The 17,490-nt window shown below is 64.1% G+C and carries 21 protein-coding genes; 8 read left to right on the forward strand and 13 right to left on the reverse strand.

Annotation, left to right across the window (positions count from 1 at the left end; genetic code table 11):
* The first annotated feature begins 79 nt into the window (after positions 1-79).
* Positions 80-1,723: a hypothetical protein gene (locus tag MUB52_RS23035; RefSeq protein ID WP_263846506.1), complete on the forward strand. Its 1,644-nt coding sequence runs from the start codon at positions 80-82 to the stop codon at positions 1,721-1,723.
* A 110-nt stretch (positions 1,724-1,833) separates the two neighbouring features.
* On the forward strand, positions 1,834-2,292 hold the full coding sequence (locus tag MUB52_RS23040; RefSeq protein WP_263846507.1) for a (2Fe-2S)-binding protein: 459 nt from the start codon (positions 1,834-1,836) through the stop codon (positions 2,290-2,292).
* A gap of 33 nt (positions 2,293-2,325) precedes the next feature.
* Here MUB52_RS23040 and ureG read toward each other — a convergent pair whose 3' ends face one another.
* From ureG to MUB52_RS23100, 12 genes are all read right to left on the reverse strand, one after another.
* On the reverse strand, positions 2,326-2,949 hold the full coding sequence (gene ureG, locus MUB52_RS23045) for an urease accessory protein UreG (protein WP_263846508.1): 624 nt from the start codon (positions 2,947-2,949) through the stop codon (positions 2,326-2,328).
* Positions 2,946-3,587, reverse strand: coding sequence for an urease accessory protein UreF (locus MUB52_RS23050; RefSeq protein WP_263846509.1), 642 nt, complete (start codon positions 3,585-3,587; stop codon positions 2,946-2,948). Before MUB52_RS23050 ends, ureG begins: the two co-directional genes overlap by 4 nt.
* A complete protein-coding gene (gene ureE / locus MUB52_RS23055; protein ID WP_263846510.1) occupies positions 3,577-4,047 on the reverse strand; it encodes an urease accessory protein UreE in 471 nt (156 codons plus the stop codon). The genes MUB52_RS23050 and ureE overlap by 11 nt, the downstream gene beginning before the upstream one ends.
* Before the next feature lie 123 nt (positions 4,048-4,170).
* A complete protein-coding gene (locus MUB52_RS23060; protein WP_263846511.1) occupies positions 4,171-4,554 on the reverse strand; it encodes a hypothetical protein in 384 nt (127 codons plus the stop codon).
* A gap of 152 nt (positions 4,555-4,706) precedes the next feature.
* Positions 4,707-6,416, reverse strand: a complete 1,710-nt coding sequence (gene ureC, locus MUB52_RS23065) for an urease subunit alpha (RefSeq protein WP_263846512.1) — start codon at positions 6,414-6,416, stop codon at positions 4,707-4,709.
* A 14-nt stretch (positions 6,417-6,430) separates the two neighbouring features.
* Positions 6,431-6,895 carry a lysozyme inhibitor LprI family protein gene (locus MUB52_RS23070; RefSeq protein ID WP_318527462.1) on the reverse strand — a complete coding sequence of 155 codons (465 nt, stop codon included), beginning with the start codon at positions 6,893-6,895 and terminating at the stop codon, positions 6,431-6,433.
* A complete protein-coding gene (locus MUB52_RS23075; RefSeq protein ID WP_263846514.1) occupies positions 6,892-7,713 on the reverse strand; it encodes a cyclase family protein in 822 nt (273 codons plus the stop codon). Before MUB52_RS23075 ends, MUB52_RS23070 begins: the two co-directional genes overlap by 4 nt.
* 27 nt (positions 7,714-7,740) lie before the next feature.
* Positions 7,741-8,046, reverse strand: coding sequence for an urease subunit beta (locus MUB52_RS23080; protein WP_263846515.1), 306 nt, complete (start codon positions 8,044-8,046; stop codon positions 7,741-7,743).
* A gap of 29 nt (positions 8,047-8,075) precedes the next feature.
* Complete coding sequence (locus MUB52_RS23085) at positions 8,076-8,378, reverse strand: urease subunit gamma (RefSeq protein WP_263846516.1); 303 nt, start codon at positions 8,376-8,378, stop codon at positions 8,076-8,078.
* Positions 8,379-8,381: 3 nt separating this feature from the next.
* Positions 8,382-9,197 (reverse strand): urease accessory protein UreD, encoded by an 816-nt coding sequence (locus tag MUB52_RS23090; RefSeq protein ID WP_263846517.1) that lies wholly within the window; start codon positions 9,195-9,197, stop codon positions 8,382-8,384.
* Positions 9,198-9,337: 140 nt separating this feature from the next.
* Positions 9,338-10,144: an N-acyl homoserine lactonase family protein gene (locus MUB52_RS23095; protein ID WP_263846518.1), complete on the reverse strand. Its 807-nt coding sequence runs from the start codon at positions 10,142-10,144 to the stop codon at positions 9,338-9,340.
* Positions 10,141-10,431 (reverse strand): putative quinol monooxygenase, encoded by a 291-nt coding sequence (locus MUB52_RS23100; RefSeq protein ID WP_263846519.1) that lies wholly within the window; start codon positions 10,429-10,431, stop codon positions 10,141-10,143. Before MUB52_RS23100 ends, MUB52_RS23095 begins: the two co-directional genes overlap by 4 nt.
* A 133-nt stretch (positions 10,432-10,564) precedes the next feature.
* Between MUB52_RS23100 and MUB52_RS23105 the strand changes: the two genes are divergently transcribed.
* Together MUB52_RS23105 and MUB52_RS23110 are read left to right on the forward strand one after the other, a co-directional pair.
* Positions 10,565-11,653, forward strand: coding sequence for an isocitrate/isopropylmalate dehydrogenase family protein (locus tag MUB52_RS23105; RefSeq protein ID WP_263846520.1), 1,089 nt, complete (start codon positions 10,565-10,567; stop codon positions 11,651-11,653).
* Positions 11,653-12,675, forward strand: coding sequence for a Gfo/Idh/MocA family protein (locus tag MUB52_RS23110; protein WP_263846521.1), 1,023 nt, complete (start codon positions 11,653-11,655; stop codon positions 12,673-12,675). The genes MUB52_RS23105 and MUB52_RS23110 overlap by 1 nt, the downstream gene beginning before the upstream one ends.
* A gap of 15 nt (positions 12,676-12,690) precedes the next feature.
* On the opposite strand, the gene MUB52_RS23115 is transcribed toward MUB52_RS23110, so the two are convergent.
* Positions 12,691-13,500 (reverse strand): aspartate dehydrogenase, encoded by an 810-nt coding sequence (locus tag MUB52_RS23115; protein ID WP_263846522.1) that lies wholly within the window; start codon positions 13,498-13,500, stop codon positions 12,691-12,693.
* 163 nt (positions 13,501-13,663) lie between these two features.
* On the opposite strand from MUB52_RS23115, the gene ltnD reads away from it, so the two are divergent.
* From ltnD to MUB52_RS23135, 4 genes are read left to right on the forward strand one after another with little or no spacing between them, the layout of a single operon-like run.
* Positions 13,664-14,557 carry an L-threonate dehydrogenase gene (gene ltnD, locus MUB52_RS23120; RefSeq protein WP_263846523.1) on the forward strand — a complete coding sequence of 298 codons (894 nt, stop codon included), beginning with the start codon at positions 13,664-13,666 and terminating at the stop codon, positions 14,555-14,557.
* Positions 14,558-14,588: 31 nt separating this feature from the next.
* Complete coding sequence (otnK, locus tag MUB52_RS23125) at positions 14,589-15,857, forward strand: 3-oxo-tetronate kinase (RefSeq protein WP_263846524.1); 1,269 nt, start codon at positions 14,589-14,591, stop codon at positions 15,855-15,857.
* Positions 15,854-16,504: a 3-oxo-tetronate 4-phosphate decarboxylase gene (gene otnC / locus MUB52_RS23130; protein WP_263846525.1), complete on the forward strand. Its 651-nt coding sequence runs from the start codon at positions 15,854-15,856 to the stop codon at positions 16,502-16,504. The genes otnK and otnC overlap by 4 nt, the downstream gene beginning before the upstream one ends.
* A complete protein-coding gene (locus MUB52_RS23135) occupies positions 16,501-17,268 on the forward strand; it encodes a hydroxypyruvate isomerase family protein (protein WP_263846526.1) in 768 nt (255 codons plus the stop codon). Before otnC ends, MUB52_RS23135 begins: the two co-directional genes overlap by 4 nt.
* Positions 17,269-17,490: the final 222 nt, after the last annotated feature.

Here is a 17,490-nt window from a genome sequence, read left to right on the forward strand (position 1 = left end):
ACGCTCGACGAGATCAACCACGGCTTCGAGCTGATGCACGAAGGCAAATCCATCCGCGCCGTCGTGGAGTTCTGAGGCGATGGACGGTTTCGATCTGGGCAGCTACGCGCGGGCGGTGACCACCAGCTCAGCCGACGCACAGGCCCAGGTCAATGCCGGCATGGTCTGGCTCTTCGGCTACAACCACGAGGCCGCAGCCCATTGTTTTCAAAAGGCAATTGAAGCGGATCCGGGCTGTGGCTTCGCGCAGTGGGGCATCGCCTATGCGGTCGGGCCCAATTACAACAAGCCCTGGGAGTTCTTCACTGCGGACGAGCGGGTGACCACGCTGCAACAGGCGCATGCCGCCCTCGCCGAAGCAAAACGCCTCGCGCCCTCGCTCGACCCGGTCGAGGCTGCGCTGATCGCGGCCCTGGCCGACCGCTTCCCCGATGATCCCGAGATCGAGGACTTCGCGCCCTGGAACGACGCCTTTTCGGACGCCATGCGCCGGGTCTATGCCGATCATCCCCGCGATCTAGACGTGATCTGCCTCTTTGCCGAGGCGCTGATGAACCGCACGCCCTGGCTCCTGTGGGACTTGCCCTCGGGACAGCCCGCCGAGGGCGCCTCGACGCTGGAAGCGCAGGCCGCACTCGAGACCGCCTTCGATACCATTCCCGGCGCCTGGGATCATCCGGGGCTTTTGCACATGTATATCCACCTGATGGAGATGTCGCCGTTTCCGGAAAAAGCGCTGCGCCACGGCGACCGCCTCGTCGATTTGGTGCCCGACTCCGGCCATCTGGTGCATATGGCCACCCACATCGACGTGCTTTGCGGCGACTATCAGAACGTGATCTGGCGCAATCGCCGCGCCGCCGAGGTCGACCGCAAATACGAAGCCGTTGCGGGGGCTCAGAATTTCTACACCGTCTACCGCATTCATAACGTGCATTTCGAGGCCTATGGCGGGATGTTCCTCGGCCAGCCGGAGGTGGCGCTGGCCGCTTCGGACCGGCTGATCGAGATGCTGCCCGATGCGGTTGTGCGCTACCTGCCAGACCTCTTCGAAAGCTTCTGGGGCAAGAAGGTCCACGTCATGGTACGCTTCGGGATGTGGCAAGAGATCCTCGAGGAAACGCTGCCCGAGGATGCGGAGCTGTACAGCTATACGATCTGTGCGATGCGTCAGGCCCGGGTGATTGCCTTCGCCAATCTGGGGCAGATCGAGGCCGCTCGAGCGGAACGTGCGCTGGCCGATGCAGCACTCCGAGCAGTTCAAGAGACACGCATGGTTTTCAATAACTTCGCGAGCGATGTTCTTGCAGTCGGTGAGGCCATGATGGAAGGCGAGCTCGCCTTCAAATCCGGCGACACCGAAGCCGGCATCGCGCATCTGCGCCGCTCGGTCGCGCTCGATGATGCGCTGCTCTACGACGAGCCCTGGGGCTGGATGCAACCGACCCGGCACGCGCTGGGGGCGCTTCTGATGGAGTTGCGTGAATTCGACGAGGCAGAGGCGGTCTATCGCGCTGATCTCGGCCTCGACGAAACGCTCGCCCGCGCCTGCCAGCATCCGCGCAACGTTTGGTCTTTACACGGGCTGCATGAATGTCTGGTGCAGCGCGGTGCTCTGGCCGAGGCGCGGCACATCAAGCTGCAGCTTGATCCTGCACTTGCACGCGCCACCGTGCCGATCCGCGCGTCCTGTTTCTGCCGCAGCACGGCGACCGCCGCCTGAGCGGAAGATGTACCGCAGCCATGATGTTCCGTGTCTCTGACGCCGCGACGCGGTTGAGGCGCGGACGGAGACGGCATAGGCTTGCCATGTGACAGCCGGAGATAAGGCCCATGAAACTCACCGTGAACGGCGTATCGCATGAGGTCGATTTGGCGGGCGAGATGCCGCTGCTCTGGGTCCTGCGCGAGAGCTTGGGCGTCACCAGCGTGAAGTATGGCTGTGGCGTTGCGCAATGTGGCGCCTGCACAGTGCATGTGGCGGGCGAGGCGGTGCGCTCCTGCCAGCTTGCAATTGAAGATGTGCACGGCCCTGTCACCACGATCGAGGGGCTTGGCCAGCCCGAGCGGCTGCACGCCGTGCAGGCCGCCTGGATCGAGCACCAGGTGGCGCAATGCGGCTATTGCCAGTCCGGGCAGATCATGCAGGCAGCGGCATTCCTTGAAGCGCAGCCGGACCCGACGGACGCCGACATCGACGCGGCGATGAGCGGTAACCTCTGCCGGTGCGGCAGCTATACCCGCATCCGTGCTGCGATCAAATCGGCGGCCGCCGCGCTGCGGGCCGGATAGTCTTTCACAGGCCGAGCAGCGCGCCCTCGCCGCTCAGGCCTCGACCAGACCCAACCCGGAGATCGCGCGCAGCATCTCCACCACCGTCTCCACTCCCTCGCCATGGCGCAATACGGTGAAGGCAAAGGGTCGACCTGCGCGCATGCGTTCCGCATCACGTCGCATCACCTCCAGCGAGGCTCCCACATGCGGTGCAAGATCGGTCTTGTTGATGATCAGGATGTCCGAGCGGGTGATGGCGGGGCCTCCCTTGCGCGGAATCTCCTCGCCCGCCGCGACGTCGATGACGTAGACGGTCACGTCCGCAAGCTCTGGCGAGAAGGTGGCGCTGAGGTTGTCGCCGCCGCTTTCGATCAGGATCGCCTCGACGTCGGGATGCCGGGCTTGCATCTCGGCGACTGCTGCGAGGTTGATCGAGGCATCCTCGCGGATCGCGGTGTGAGGGCAACCGCCCGTTTCCACGCCGATGATCCGATCCTGCGGCAGGATCTGCAGACGCGTCAGTGCCTCGGCATCTTCTTGCGTGTAGATGTCATTGGTGATCACCCCGATGGAGTGATGCGGGCTCAGCGTGCGGGCGAGGCAAGCGGTGAGCGTGGTTTTCCCGGCGCCGACGGGGCCGCCGATGCCGATCCGGAGAGGGCCGTTCAGGGTCATGTGCGAAAAACCTTTGAATAGAGGGTTTCGTGCTGCATGGCCGCGATGTCAGCGGCAAAGCAGGGTGAGGCGAGGTCATCGAGCGACATGGTGCAGGCGTGATCCGCCGTGGTCTTGATCAGCGGGGCGAGGCGCGCCAGCAGACCCTGGCCCTCGGTCTGGCCAAGCGGGACAAGACGCACGGCCGCCGAGATCAGATTGGCCGCAAAGGCATGTAGATACATCTGTGCGGTCAGATCGAGCGGGATGTCCCGCGCCCGCGCCGCGCGCGCCACAGCGACCGGATAGGTCAAAGCGCCCAGTTCGGTCTGCCAGACCGCGTCGACGGTGCGCGCAAAGGAGGCGCCTTGCTGTTCGGTTTCCATCAGCCGCTCCGCACTTGCGGCAAAGGCTCGCACGGTGCGGTCGACTTCCGCAACACCGGAGGCGTCGGATCGATAGGCGTTTGCGAGGCAGACGACATCGGCCCGTCCCCCCCCGAGGCTCACGATGTCGATCAGCCAGTCTTCGAGTGTTTCGATGCTGTCGATCGCTCCCCCTGCAATCGAAGTCTCAAGCCCATGAGAATAGGCAAAGGCGCCGACCGGAAAGCTCGGCGACAGCCATTGCGTCAAGGTCAGGATCGCGTCAGTGGTCATGCGTATGCTCTGGCCCATGCTGTGCGGAGTGATCGTGGCCATGGGTCCGCCCATGACCGTAGGCGCCGCCCTCGGGCGTGAAGGGCTCCACCACCTCATGCACATGCGCGCCCAGCTGCGCGAGCATCTGCGCCATCACGTGGTTCTGCTGGATGAGCAGGCGGGTGGGTTCGATCTGGCAGGGGGTGTGGCGGTTGCCGATGTGCCAGGCGATGCGGTGCAGAGCCTCTCCGGTGATCTCCAGCAGCGGTTCAGCGGCGGCCCGGATTCCGATCAGAGTGCCGTCGGTTGTCTTGAGCGCGTCACCGACGTTGAGCGAGGTGGTCTTCGGCAGGTCGACCAGCAGCGGCGTGCCGCTGTCCGTTGTCAGCACCTTGCGCCGCAGAAACCGCGCGTCGTAGTCGAGCGTGATGTGGTCATCAGTGTCGTGTGCGTGGACGAGGTGTTGGGCTGTCAGCATTGGGTGTTGTCCCAAGGGCGGTCCCCGGCCGCGGGTGGGGGCAAAGTCCCCGCCCATGGGGGGCGGTCGGGGGCTGCCCGGCGTGCCGCCGGGCCGGCTTTAGGCAAGAAGGTGCTACAATCATTAGCCATCAGATATCAAAGTCTTGACGTGAGTAAGAGCGACAAAGAGATCTTTTAGAGGCTCGAATACATCCAGAAAAAACAGTGGGACTGGAACCTCTTCATTTTCTCGCGCTGCATACCTCAGTGCATAGCCAGAATTATGGGAATGAAGGTATGAAAACCGGTTGATATGCTCTTCCAGAAAAGAAGTGGGTTCCGGCCATTCTTCGTCGAGAAAGCGACCAGACGTTTTCGCTTCATACAAAGCTCGCGTGGCTTTTTGTTCTGCTGCTTTCCGAAAGGGCTCACTTTTGGGCGCAGGCCATAATTTCGACAAGTCATGGCCATAGTCGTGCTGCAAATCTTTCGCCGAGGTGCCACTTCGAAGGAGCCAGTGTTTCAACAGTACCTCCAGCCCGTGAGCGACAAGATGAGCAATGGGCGCCACCAGTGACGGCTTTCCACCGCTGTCGTCAGCTACAATTCGCGCTGCCTCAAGAAAGCCAGCGGCTCTTGACAGAAGTTGATATTCCTCAGTGTTTTCCGACGTCACGCTCAAAACATGAAGTACCGCTGCGCCATTGGCAGAACCTCTGCCGGCTGGCAGGTCAGCAATTCGCCATCCGCGCGCACTTCGTAGGTTTCGGGGTTCACCTCGATCTCGGGCAGCGCGTCGTTCAGGATCAGGTCCTTCTTTCCGATGCCGCGGGTCTTCTGCACCGCAACCGTTTCCTTGCGTAGCCCCAGCTGGTCGCGCAGCCCAGCCGCTTGCGCTGCCGCACTCACGAAAGTCACCGCAGAATGCTCGACCGAGCGGCCGAAGCTGCCGAACATGGGCCGGGTATAGACCGGCTGCGGCGTTGGGATCGAGGCATTCGGGTCGCCCATCTGCGCACAGACAATCGTGCCGGCCATCAGCACCATCTCGGGCTTCACGCCGAAAAACGCGGTGTTCCACAGGCAGAGGTCCGCGCGTTTGCCTTCCTCGATGGAGCCGATCTCGTGGCTGATCCCATGGGCAATCGCGGGGTTGATGGTGTATTTCGCGATGTAGCGGCGCACGCGCAGATTATCGTTTTCGCCGGTCTCCTCAGCCAGCCGCCCGCGCTGTTTCTTCATCTTGTCGGCCGTCTGCCAGGTGCGGATCAGCACTTCGCCCACGCGCCCCATGGCCTGGCTGTCCGACGCGATGATCGAAAACGCGCCCATGTCGTGCAGGATATCCTCGGCCGCGATGGTCTCGCGCCGGATGCGGCTTTCGGCAAAGGCCACGTCTTCGGGGATCGACTTGTCGAGGTGGTGGCAGACCATCAGCATATCCAGATGCTCTTCCAGCGTGTTGACCGTGAAGGGCCGCGTCGGATTGGTTGAGGAGGGCAGCACATTGGCATCGCCGCAGATCTTGATGATGTCCGGCGCGTGCCCACCGCCCGCGCCTTCGGTGTGAAAGGCGTGGATCGTGCGGCCCTTCATCGCCGCCACGGTGTTCTCCACAAAGCCGCTCTCGTTCAGCGTATCGGTGTGGATCATCACCTGGACGTCCATGTCGTCCGCCACGCTGAGGCAGCAGTCGATCGCACCCGGCGTCGTGCCCCAGTCCTCGTGCAACTTCAGCGCACAGGCGCCGCCTTCGACCATCTCGACCAGCGCCTCCGGTTGGCTGGCGTTGCCCTTGCCTGAGACGCCGATGTTCATCGCGAAATGATCGACGCTCTGCAACATCCGCCCGATGTGCCAGGGGCCCGGCGTGCAGGTGGTGGCGAGCGTACCATGCGCGGGGCCAGTCCCGCCGCCCAGCATGGTCGTGACGCCGGAATGCAGCGCGTCGTCGATCTGCTGTGGGCAGATGAAGTGGATATGGCTGTCAAACCCGCCCGCTGTCAGGATTTTCCCTTCACCTGCAATGGCTTCGGTGCCGGGCCCGACGATGATGTCGACACCCGGTTGGGTGTCCGGATTGCCCGCCTTGCCGATCTTGTGGATGCGCCCGTCCTTGAGGCCCACATCCGCCTTGTAGATGCCGGTGTGGTCCACGATCAGCGCATTGGTGATAACCGTATCGACAGCACCGCCTGCGCGCGTCACTTGAGACTGGCCCATCCCATCTCGGATCACCTTGCCGCCGCCGAATTTGACCTCCTCGCCATAGATCGTGTGGTCGCGCTCCACCTCAATGATCAGGTCGGTGTCGGCCAGCCGGACCTTGTCGCCCGTGGTCGGGCCAAACATCGCGGCGTAGGAGGAGCGGGAAATGGTAGCTGGCATGGTCGTCGTCCTAGTCAGTTGGTCGTTGCAAATAGGCGAAGGTCTTCAGTGCGGCGGAGCGTGAGCCGCTCAAGGCATAACAGGAACAGCTGATTGGCCATCGTGCCGCCCCGCGCGAACGTGGCTTCGGCGCTGCAGGCCTTATCCCGGAAGGCGATCCAGCTGCGTTGCGCGTCGCGCAGCAGCGCCTCGCTCGAGATGTCGTAGTCCCGATCTGCTGCATCGCGGCGTTCTGCGGCGTCGATTGCGATGGCCCAAACCGCATTCAACTCGGCATCCGCTGCCTCGGCGGCGCGGCTGGCGCAGCCTGTCATTTCCACTTGGGTGGTCGCCTCTTCGCAGTCGAGCGCTTGTGCTCCGCCGACAGAAGACGTTAAAGCGCCGAGTAGCAGGCAGCAGGCGGCCGCTGGTCGCGACCTTACGCGGGCTCGTGCCCACCCTCTCCTTATCCTTCGGAAGATGGGCATCCCGGCCGTCATATCATTGCGAAGATGCGCGCAGGCCCGCCGGAGCCGCCCACGTGGTTCGGCGCGCCGACCACAAGCGTGGCGCCGGCCGCCGGCACCTGGTCGAGGCCTGCGAGGTTCTCGATCCCGTAGCGGCCCGTGGGCAGCCAGGCATAGTGGGTGGCGAAATCCGCCGACGGCCCGTGATCGAGCGAGAGCGTGTCCACAGCCATGGCCGCTGCGGTGGTCTCCTCCAGAAGCATCTGCGTGGCTTCGATGTGAAAGCCGGGGAAGTGTTTCACCCCATCCGCGTCATTGCCGACATAATCGGGACCCGCCGTCTTGCCGGCCCAGCCGGAGTGCATCGCGATGCATGCCCTGTCGGGGATGTCGCCATTTGTCGAAATCCAGGCCGTCAGGTCGTCGGGCGTTACCTGCGCATCCGGATCTTCGGCGGCTTTCGCGGCAATGTCGATCACACAGAGCGGCACCACCAGATCGCTGATCGGGATCTCGTCGACCGACGCACCATCCGCCGAGAAGTGCAGCGGTGCGTCGATATGGGTCGCGGTGTGCTCATTGATGCTGAGATTGAAGAGATTGAAGCCGCTCTCGGCGAAGTTGAACTGCTGCTCCATCGAGATGCCGGGCACGCCGAAGAAGGTCGGGAACTCGGGGCTCAGCTTGTGAGTCATGTCCACGACCCCGCCATGCCCGGCTGCCAGTGCGGGCGGTGTCGCCGCGACCGCACCCACCGTGGCCGCCGCACCGATGGCGGCCGACGTCTTGAAAAAGTCGCGCCGCGACAGCATCCGCTCCTTCACCGCGTTGATCACACAGATGTCACACATGGTCTCTCCTCCTTCATGCTGAAGCGATCACAGATCGCCCATGATCTGCTGATTGAACCCGAAAACCCGCCGCGCGCCGGAGAGCGGTATCAGGTGAACCTCACGCCGTTGGCCCGGCTCGAAGCGCACGGCGGTGCCCGCCGCGATATCCAGCCGACGCCCTCGGGCGGCACTCCGGTCGAACTCCAGCGCCGCATTGCTCTCGGCGAAATGATAATGGCTGCCCACCTGTACGGGCCGGTCGCCGGTATTGGCCACCATCAGCGTGATCGCCTCCGCGCCGGCGTTGAGCGTGATCTCACCCTCCGCACACATCACCTCTCCTGGAATCATCGTCTTCACCCTTCTTCAAATATCAAGTCCTACCGGATCGGGTTGTGCACCGTGACAAGCTTGGTGCCATCGGGGAAGGTCGCCTCGACCTGCACGTCGTGGATCATCTCCGGCACACCTTCCATGCATTGATCGCGTGTGATGACCTCGGCGCCGGCCTGCATCATGTCCGCGACCGACCGTCCATCACGCGCGCCTTCCACAACCGCATCGGTGATCAGCGCGATGGCTTCCGGATGATTGAGCTTCACGCCCCGCGCCAGCCGCTTGCGGGCGACCTCCGCGGCCATGGCCACCAGCAGTTTGTCTTTTTCTCGGGGTGTCAGCTGCATGGCTCACAGTCTCCAGCTTGTCGGTAGTGTGTTGTGTGTCAGTCGGTCCAGAACCGGCACGAGCCTTTGGCGCAGCTCGAAGCCATCGCACGCCAGCAGGCGCATGGCCAGAACGCCGGGCTGCAAGAGGCTGGCGCCGCCGGTCTCTCCGATCAGGGCGCGGACGCTGCCGCGTGCGCCCTCGGCCTCTGGTGAAACCAGGATGAGGTTTGCCATCGCGCGGGCGCCGCCGCCGATCGCAGGCCGGTCGAGCGTCGCTTCGACATCACCTTTCAGCAGGACGCCGTCGCGGTAGATCGGCACCCCCTGCCGGCGTATGTCAATTCGGTCCCGAAACGACGCGTCATGCAGCCCTTCGCCCATCGCCCGCCGGCCGAAGAGCACCGGTTCCACCATCAGAAACCGCGCCGTGTCGGCGAGGTCGACGTCAAGCCTGCGCGACAGGGCCGAGCCGTCGTAGAGGATTGTTTCCTGCGGCAGCCAGAGCAACTCGGCATCTTCGTCGACGCTCAGCCGTGTGCGGATCCGGCCGACTTGATGGGGCTGGGCGCGATAGGCCCGCTCGGCCGCCTGCGTGGTCAGTGTGAGGCGCGACCCGGCGCCCGCCCTCGCCGAGATGTCAAAGCGGTCGCCGCCGGTCACGCCTCCAGCCGTGTTGACGAGAATGCCCTCGACCCGGTGCTGCACCCGTGGAAACACGACCTTCAGCGCACCGGCCTGATGCAGATCGTCAAGGCAGGAGTGCCCGTCGCGGCGCTTGCTGGAGACCGTCGCGGAGCCGATGGCGCGCGGCTGATCCAGCAATGTCGCGGATTGCATCAGCACGCCTTTAAGTCCCCCGGGTTCGTCTCACTCCGGGGTACAATCTCACATGGGTTCAGGCATTTGGCCATACCCCAGCGCATCACCGTTCTGCCTGCGCGCATTTGCGCCCGATTATTGGGCAGTGGGCGACCACGTCAGAGAGCCGGGATCAACCCGGCAGATCGGGGGCCGCGGTCCAACCGCCAGATGTGATCCGCGATGGCGTTTGGAAAGGCCTGTGTGACCAGAGGATCGTGTCCCGGAACGACCAGCGACCGGTGTGATGCGAGCGTTTCCAGCCGGTCGAACCCGTCCAGCATATCTTGCAGATCCACCACGATGGGGAACGGTTTCCGCGCAAAGACATTCTCGTAGTAGTGCGCCGCATCCGAGGCCAGCACCAGATGGCCCGCCTCGGTTCGGACCCGCACGGCTTGCAGTCCGCGGCTATGCCCCCCGATGCGATGGACCGTGACCCCATCGGCAATCTCGGCGTCGCCATCGTGGAAGACGACCTTCCCAGAGTAGAGCCTTTTGACAGCCTCGCAGATATGGCCTGCCGTGAAGGGCATGCGCAGCGCGTCGTGGCACATGCAGGGGCCGGTGGCATAGACCATCTCCGCTGCCTGCATGTGGAGGGTTGCGTTTGGAAAGAGGTGTAGCCCCCCCGCGTGGTCGTAGTGCAGATGGGTCACGATGACCGACGTGATGTCACCCGGTGCCAGCCCGAGCGGCGCCAGTGACGTTACCGGGTCCTGCCGGATTGGGCGGTCACGCGCGGCGGCTTCCTCGATATCGTAACCGGTGTCGACGAGGATGACCTCGGTACCGCGGCGCAGGACCCACATGAAGTAATCCATCGCGTGGGGGGCATCGTGGTTGTCGTCGAAGATGAAGCTGTCCGCCCGGGTCCGCGCGTTGCGATCCGCATATTTGACGGCGAAGACGTCCCACGCACTCATTGGGAGACCCGCCCGTAAGTGGTGACGGACTTGCTGGCGATCATGTTGCGGGTCGCGGCATCGAAGGCCTTGAAATGCGCGCTGGCGAGATGTGCCTCAAAGGCCGCTGCGTTATCATAGATCTCATAGAGAAAGACTTCGCCGGGTCGGGAGATATCAGTTGCCACGTCGAACTGCAGGCATCCCAATTCTTCCGCCAGCGACGTCTTTGCGTTTTGCGTCATCAGCGGCATGAACGCCGAGATCGCCTCGGGCTTGATCTGAAAGGTCACGACGACAGCGAACATATCCATCCTTGCAAGTACGGGCTTCATGAATTACGCATTTATTAACGTATACATTAAAACGACGCGGTGTGTCACGCCCAAGCGCCGGAACCATGCTATATCGTTGAGCAACCACGAAGAGGTGCAAAAATCAATGAAAGACACCTTCGACATCGCTGTCTTTCGGGGCGACGGTATCGGGCCGGAAATCATGCAGCCGACCGTCGACATCCTGAACATGCTGGCGGATCGGGGCGGCTATGCTCTGATGTTCAGCGACTGCCCGGCGGGTGCCGCGCATTACGCGCAGACGGGCGAGGCACTGCCCACAGCATCCATGCAGGCGGCGCGCGAGGCGGATGCCATCCTTTTGTCGGCCATGGGGCTGCCCTCGGTGCGTTACCCGGATGGCACGGAGATTTCGCCTCAGATCGATCTGCGCAAGGCGTTCGAGCTCTTCGCCGGCGTGCGTCCCGTCCGCATCTGTGCGGGCCAGCGCACGCCCCTGAACATGCCGGCGGGCAAGTCGGTCGACTTCGTTCTGATTCGCGAAAGCACCGAAGGGCTCTTTCACACGCAAGGTTGTGGTGAGGTGACTGAAGATGAAGCGCGCGAGACCTTGCTGATCACGCGCAGGACGTCGGAGCTGCTGTTCCAGTTCGCCTTCCGCCTGGCGGGCGAGCGCAAGTCCTCCGGCCGCAGCCCTGGCAGGGTGACCTGCGTCGACAAGGCGAATGTCTTTCGTGCCTTTGCCTTCTTCCGGCAGATCTTTGATACGGAAGCCGCCCGGCATCCCGAGCTGGCAAGCGATCACGCCTATGTGGACGCGACCGCCTTGTGGTTCGTGCAGAAACCCTGGGAGTTCGACGTGCTGGTGACGGAGAACATGTTCGGCGACATCCTCTCCGATCTCGGGGCCGGGCTGATGGGCGGCTTGGGCGTCGCGCCCTCAGCGGACATCGGGGTGAACCACGCGGTGTTCCAGCCGTGTCACGGCTCCGCACCGGATATCGCGGGGCAGGGCATCGCGAACCCGTTTGCAATGATCCTGTCCGCGGCGATGATGCTGGAGTGGCTGGGCACTCGGCACCAGAACGCGGCACTGCTCGCGGACGGTGCGCGGCTGCGTGGGGCCACCGAGAGTGTGATCGCGGAGGGGATCACTGTGACAGGGGATCTGGGCGGCAAAGCAAGCACAAAAGAGGCGGCAGGCGCTGTTGGTGCCGCGCTGGCGGCGGCCTGATGTCGGAGGCCCGGCTCACCGTAGCCTGTCTGGGGGCGGGGTACTTCAGCCAGTTTCACTATGGCGCCTGGGCTCGCCTTCCGCAGGTGGAGTGCATCGGTGCTGCGGATCAGGACATCGACCGTGCGCGTGCGACCGGACTGCCGGCCTTCGCCGATCTGAACGCCATGCTGGCGGAGGTCGTGCCCGATATCCTCGACATCATTCTGCCGCCGCCTGCACATCGCGCGGCGATCCGCACGGCGCTTGACCGGCGCGTGAAGACCATCATTTGTCAAAAGCCGTTCTGCGTCGATCTCGACGAGGCCAAGGCCATCGTCCAGGAGGCCGAAGCCGCAGGCGCTTCACTGATTGTCCACGAAAACTTTCGTTTTATGCCATGGTACCGCGCCATCAAGGCCGAGATCGACGCGGGGCGCATCGGAACACCCTTGCAGGCGGCCTTTCGTCTGCGCCCCGGCGACGGGCAGGGGCCCTACGCCTATCTTGATCGGCAGCCCTACTTCCAACAGATGCCCCGGTTCCTCGTGCATGAGACCGGCGTGCATTGGATCGACACGTTCCGCTATCTCTTTGGCAACCCGACCGCAGTCTACGCGGACTTGCGGCAGATCAACCCTGCGATCAAGGGGGAGGACGCGGGTTTTGTCCTCTTTGATCATCCAGACGGGGTCCGAACCCTATTTGACGGCAACCGCCACTGCGACCATGCCGCCGATAACCAGCGCCGCACCATGGGTGACGCGCAATTCGAAGGGACGAAGGGGGTCTTGACCCTGCTCGGTGACGGCAGCGTGTCCTTCCGGGCGCAAGGCAGCCTGTCGGTCGAGCCGGTTCTGCCGGCCGACACCTGGGGCGGCTTTGGCGGTGACTGCGTGTATCACTTGCAGCATCACGTGGTGCGCGCGCTGCGCGAGGGGACGCCTGTCGAGAACGAAGCGCGGGACTACCTCGAGGTGATCCGCATCAAGGATGCGATTTACCGGTCCGCCGAAACGGGGCGAAAGATTGGCCTCGGCTGACCGTGTCTTTGCCTCTCAGATGATGACCGGGTCGCGGTATCGGTTGATCTCACGGATCACGCTGTATGCGGTCGATAGGGATGTCTTTGCATTGCCCTCGACCGGGGCACTCTCGATCTCAACGGCAAAGCGCCCCGCCTCGGAGCGGACTTCGTAGCTATGGCTGTTGCCGGAGGCGTCGGGATCGGCGACCAGTTGCACTGAGGTCCGATCAAAACTGCCGCAGGCCAGCGCAAGTGCGGCGGCGACATTCGCGTTCTTTGGATAGAGGCGTGCGGCCTCCCGCGCCGATCCGTCGAAGAAGGTCTGACGCCGGCTCAGATGCGCCAGATCACAGTGATCTTCGGCAGCCGTGCCGCGCCAGGCCGCTGGCGGCTTGGTCCCGCGATAGAAAACCTCCGGCTCCCCGGCCAGCGCAAGCGCAGCCAAGAGATCGAGGCCGCCAATGGCCCCCGATGGCAGGATCAGCCGCGCACCGCCCTCGATTGCGGCGCTCCGCAAGTCCCGAAAAACACGGTCGTCGGCCAAAGCGCCGACCGAGACAACCACCGTGTCTACCCCATGTCGCAACGCGAGCGGTGCATAGTCCGCCACGCTGCTCTGCCCGGCACATTCCACAAGCAGGTCAGGTGCAGCCTCGATGAGTGTCGCGATGTCGTCCGTCACCTGCACCGCCCCGGCGGCGCGCTGGAGCGCATCGTCTTTCAGGGTTGGCCCGATTGCGCCGGAGCGAACGAGAAGCGTCAGCGCCTCGACGGGCCGTTTTGCCAGCCAGGCCACGACCGTACGGGCGATGCTGCCATATCCGATAAGGGCCAGATGCATGTGTTGTCCTCTCCGTTGCGAGACCGGCCGATCGCGGGGCAGGGCACCGGCGGATAGAGCCGCGCGACGCGGCATCGCAAAACCCGTTTGATTGTAGCGCGATATAACACATAGTACGACCACGGCGGGCCGGAGACCCGTGAGGTGATCAGGAAGGACAGTCATGCCACAGAAAACGGCGGTGATCGGGCTGGGCTCGATGGGCTATGGCATCGCGCAATCGGTGTTGCGTGCGGGGCACGAGGCTTACGGCTTCGACGTGAACGCGGAAAGGTGCCGTGCCTTCGCAGCCGAGGGCGGCCGGCCGGGACCCCTGGCCGAGATCGCGCCAGAGCTCGACACCGTGATCGTCGTCGTCCTCAATGCGCAGCAGACCGAAGAGGTGCTCTTTGGCGCCGAAGGTGTCGTTGCGGCGCTGAAACCCGGATCGGTCGTGCTCTCCTGCGCCACGATACCGCCTGATGTGGCCCGCGATCTGGCGGCGCGGGCGGATGCGGTCGGCGTGCACTATCTCGACGCGCCGATTTCGGGAGGAGCCGTCAAGGCAGCTGCCGGGCAGCTCACCATTATGGCTGCGGGCGCGAGCGCAGCCTTTGCGGCGGCCGCACCCACGCTGGACGCGATCGCCGAGACGGTCTTCGATCTGGGCGAGGTGGGGGCAGGCTCGGCGATGAAGGCCGTGAACCAACTGCTGGCCGGTGTGCATATCGTCAGCATGGCAGAGGCGCTGACCTTCGGCATGACCCAGGGCGTGCAACCCGAGAAGTTCGTCGAAGTGATCAGCAAATGCGCAGGTACAAGCTGGATGCTCGAGAACCGCGCGCCGCATATCGTGGCGGGCGACTACACGCCGCACAGCGCGGTGAACATCTGGCTCAAGGACCTTGGGATCGTGCTCGACATCGCGAAGGGCGGGCAGTTCAGTGCGCCGCTGACCGCAGCTGCCTTGCAGCAATTCGTGGCCGCCGCGGGCCAAGGGCTGGGTGCCGAGGATGACGCCGCGGTGGCCAAGGTCTATGCCCGCAACGCCGGGCTGACCTTGCCTGGCGAGACCTAGGCGCGGCAGACAAGAACGGATCGGCACGACTATGACAACGCTTTTGGGCTGCATCGCGGACGATTTCACCGGGGCAACCGATCTCGCGGGGCTTTTGGCGCGCAGTGGCGTGCGGGTGTCGCTGCGCATCGGTGTGCCCGAGACCCCACCGACCGAGACGGCGTCCTTCGAGGTCATCGCGCTCAAGACCCGGACCGCACCGGTGTCCGAGGCTGTGGCGCAGTGCCGGGCCGCGTTGAGCTGGCTCCGCGAGGCGGGCGCGCAGCGCTTCTTCTGGAAGTATTGCTCGACCTTCGACAGCACGGCCGAGGGCAACATCGGCCCCGTCGCCGAGGCGCTGATGGCGGATCTGGGCGTCGACCAGACGATCTATTGCCCGGCCTTTCCGGAAAACGGCCGGTCGATCTTCATGGGCACGCTCTTTGTGGGCGAGCAGCCCTTGGCGGAAAGCCCGATGAAGGACCACCCATTGACACCGATGCGCGACAGCAATCTGATGCGGCTTTTGGCCCCGCAAGTGACGGGCAAGACGGGTCTGGTCAACCGGCTGACCGTGGCGCGGGGGCCCGCCGCGATCCGCGGCACCCTGCAGAAACTGGCCGGGCAAGGGGTGGCGCATGTGATCCTTGACGCAGTGGCTGATGAGGACCTGCAACAGATCGCAGCGGCTTGCCAGACCATGCGGCTGCTCACGGGGGGAAGCGCGCTCGCCATGCCCTTGCCTGGGCTCTACGCCGCAGAGGGCCTCTTGCCGCAAAACGCTGGGTCGTTCTCGACACCGGCGATCGGTGACGGTGCGATTGTTCTCTCGGGCAGCTGCTCTGCAATGACACGCGCGCAGGTCGCGACCTATGCGCAGGGCGCGCCCAGCCATCGCCTCGATCCGATCCATCTGGCGCGGGCGGGTACGGGTGACGCAAAGGCCTGGCTGGCGCAGCAGGAGATGAATGCAGCCCCCATCGTCTATGCCACCGCCGAGCCGGAGGATGTGCGTGCCGCGCAGACGGAATTGGGCACCGAGGCTGCCGGCGCAGTCGTCGAAGCAGCGCTGGCCGAGTTGGCTGTTTTGGCTCGCGACCAGGGCGCGCGCCGGTTCGTCGTCGCGGGCGGCGAAACCTCGGGCGCCGTGACGCAGGCGCTTGGTGTGACACAGCTCGACATCGGTGCCGAGATTGCGCCCGGCGTCCCCTGGACCTATTGCACCAGCGCCGGGCAGCAGATCGCGCTTGCCTTGAAGTCTGGAAATTTCGGGACCGAAGGTTTCTTCGCCGAAGCCCTGACCCTTCTGGAGCGGAGATGATGAACGATGCTGCGCTGCGCGAGCAGATCTGCCGTCTGGCCAAGTCGATGTTCGATCGCGGGCTCACCGGGGGGAGCACCGGCAATATCTCGGCGCGGACCGCAGACGGCGGGCTGCTTGTCTCTCCGACAGGTACGAGCTTCGGGCGGCTCGATCCCGGGCGCTTGAGCCATTTCGATGCCGCCGGGCGTCACATCGCGGGCGATCCTCCGACAAAGGAGATGCCGCTGCACGCGGCGTTCTATGAGACGCGCAGTACGGCTGGTGCCGTTGTGCATCTGCATTCCTGCCATTCCGTCGCCTGGTCGATGATGCCCGAGGTCGATCCGGACAACTTTCTGCCGCCGCTGACACCCTATGCCATCATGAAGCTGGGGCGGGTGAAGCTGCTGCCCTTCTTCCGGCCCGGCGATCCGGCGATGGGGGCGGCGGTGCGCGGTTTGGCGGGCAAGCGCACCGCAGTGATGCTGGCCAACCACGGCCCGGTCGTGGCGGGCAAGGATGTGGAAGCGGCCTGCAACGCGATCGAGGAGCTGGAAGACACCGCCCGGCTCGCCATCCTCATGCGCGGGTACGACGCCAGAATGCTGACGCCTGCGCAGGTCAGTGACCTCGTCACCCGTTTCGATGTGGAGTGGGACGATTGACGCGATTTTCCGCAAACCTCGGGTTTTTGTGGCAGGATCGCCCACTGCCCGACGCGATCCGTGCGGCAAAGGCCGCCGGATTCGATGCGGTCGAGTGCCACTGGCCCTATGCCACGGCGCCGGGCGAGGTGGTCGCGGCACTTGCAGAAACGGGCCTGCCCATCTTGGGCCTGAACACACGCAGAGGCGATATCGAAGCGGGCGAAAACGGGCTTTCAGCACTGGTCGGTCGCGAAGACGAGGCCCGTGCCGCCATTGACGAGGCCCTAGCCTACGCCGCCCATGTGAAGGCCGCAAATGTGCATGTCATGGCCGGTTTCGCGCAAGGGCAAGCTGCGCATCGCCGCTTCGTCGCGGCCTTACGCTATGCCTGCGATCAGGAGGCGAAAAGAGGCATCTCCATATTGATTGAGCCATTAAATCATTATGACGCGCCAGGATATTTTCTGGCGACAACCGACCAGGCTGCCGAGATCATCGCCGAGGTGGGTGCGCCCAATCTGAAGCTGATGTTCGACTGTTATCATGTCCAGCTGATGGAGGGCGACCTGACCCACCGTCTCGAACGGCTGAGGCCGATCATCGGGCACATTCAGTTTGCAGGTGTGCCGGATCGCGGACCGCCGGACGCAGGTGAGGTCAGTTACGCGCATGTCTTTAAGGCGATCGAGCGGCTGGGATACAAAGCGCCTCTGGGCGCCGAATACAAGCCGGGTGGTCCGACAGATGACACGCTGGCGTGGATGGCCGCATATCGCCCCTGATTTCACCGCGCGCCGGGATCGCGGAGCGCTCTACCGTGCAGTTGCAGAAATCCGCTTGCACCGCCCGGCCGGGCACGAAACAGTCGCCCCGAGATTCGATGGCATTCGGCGCGGCGCCCAAGGGCATGACGCGCCCCGAGCACATGGGGAGCGAAATGAACAAGATCTTTGAGACGGCGTCTTCGGCGCTGGAGGGTGTTCTGCACGACGGGATGCTGATCG

It is taken from the genome of Roseobacter sinensis (genome assembly GCF_025755255.1).
In the GTDB taxonomy this organism is placed as follows: Bacteria; Pseudomonadota; Alphaproteobacteria; order Rhodobacterales; family Rhodobacteraceae; genus Roseobacter; species Roseobacter sinensis.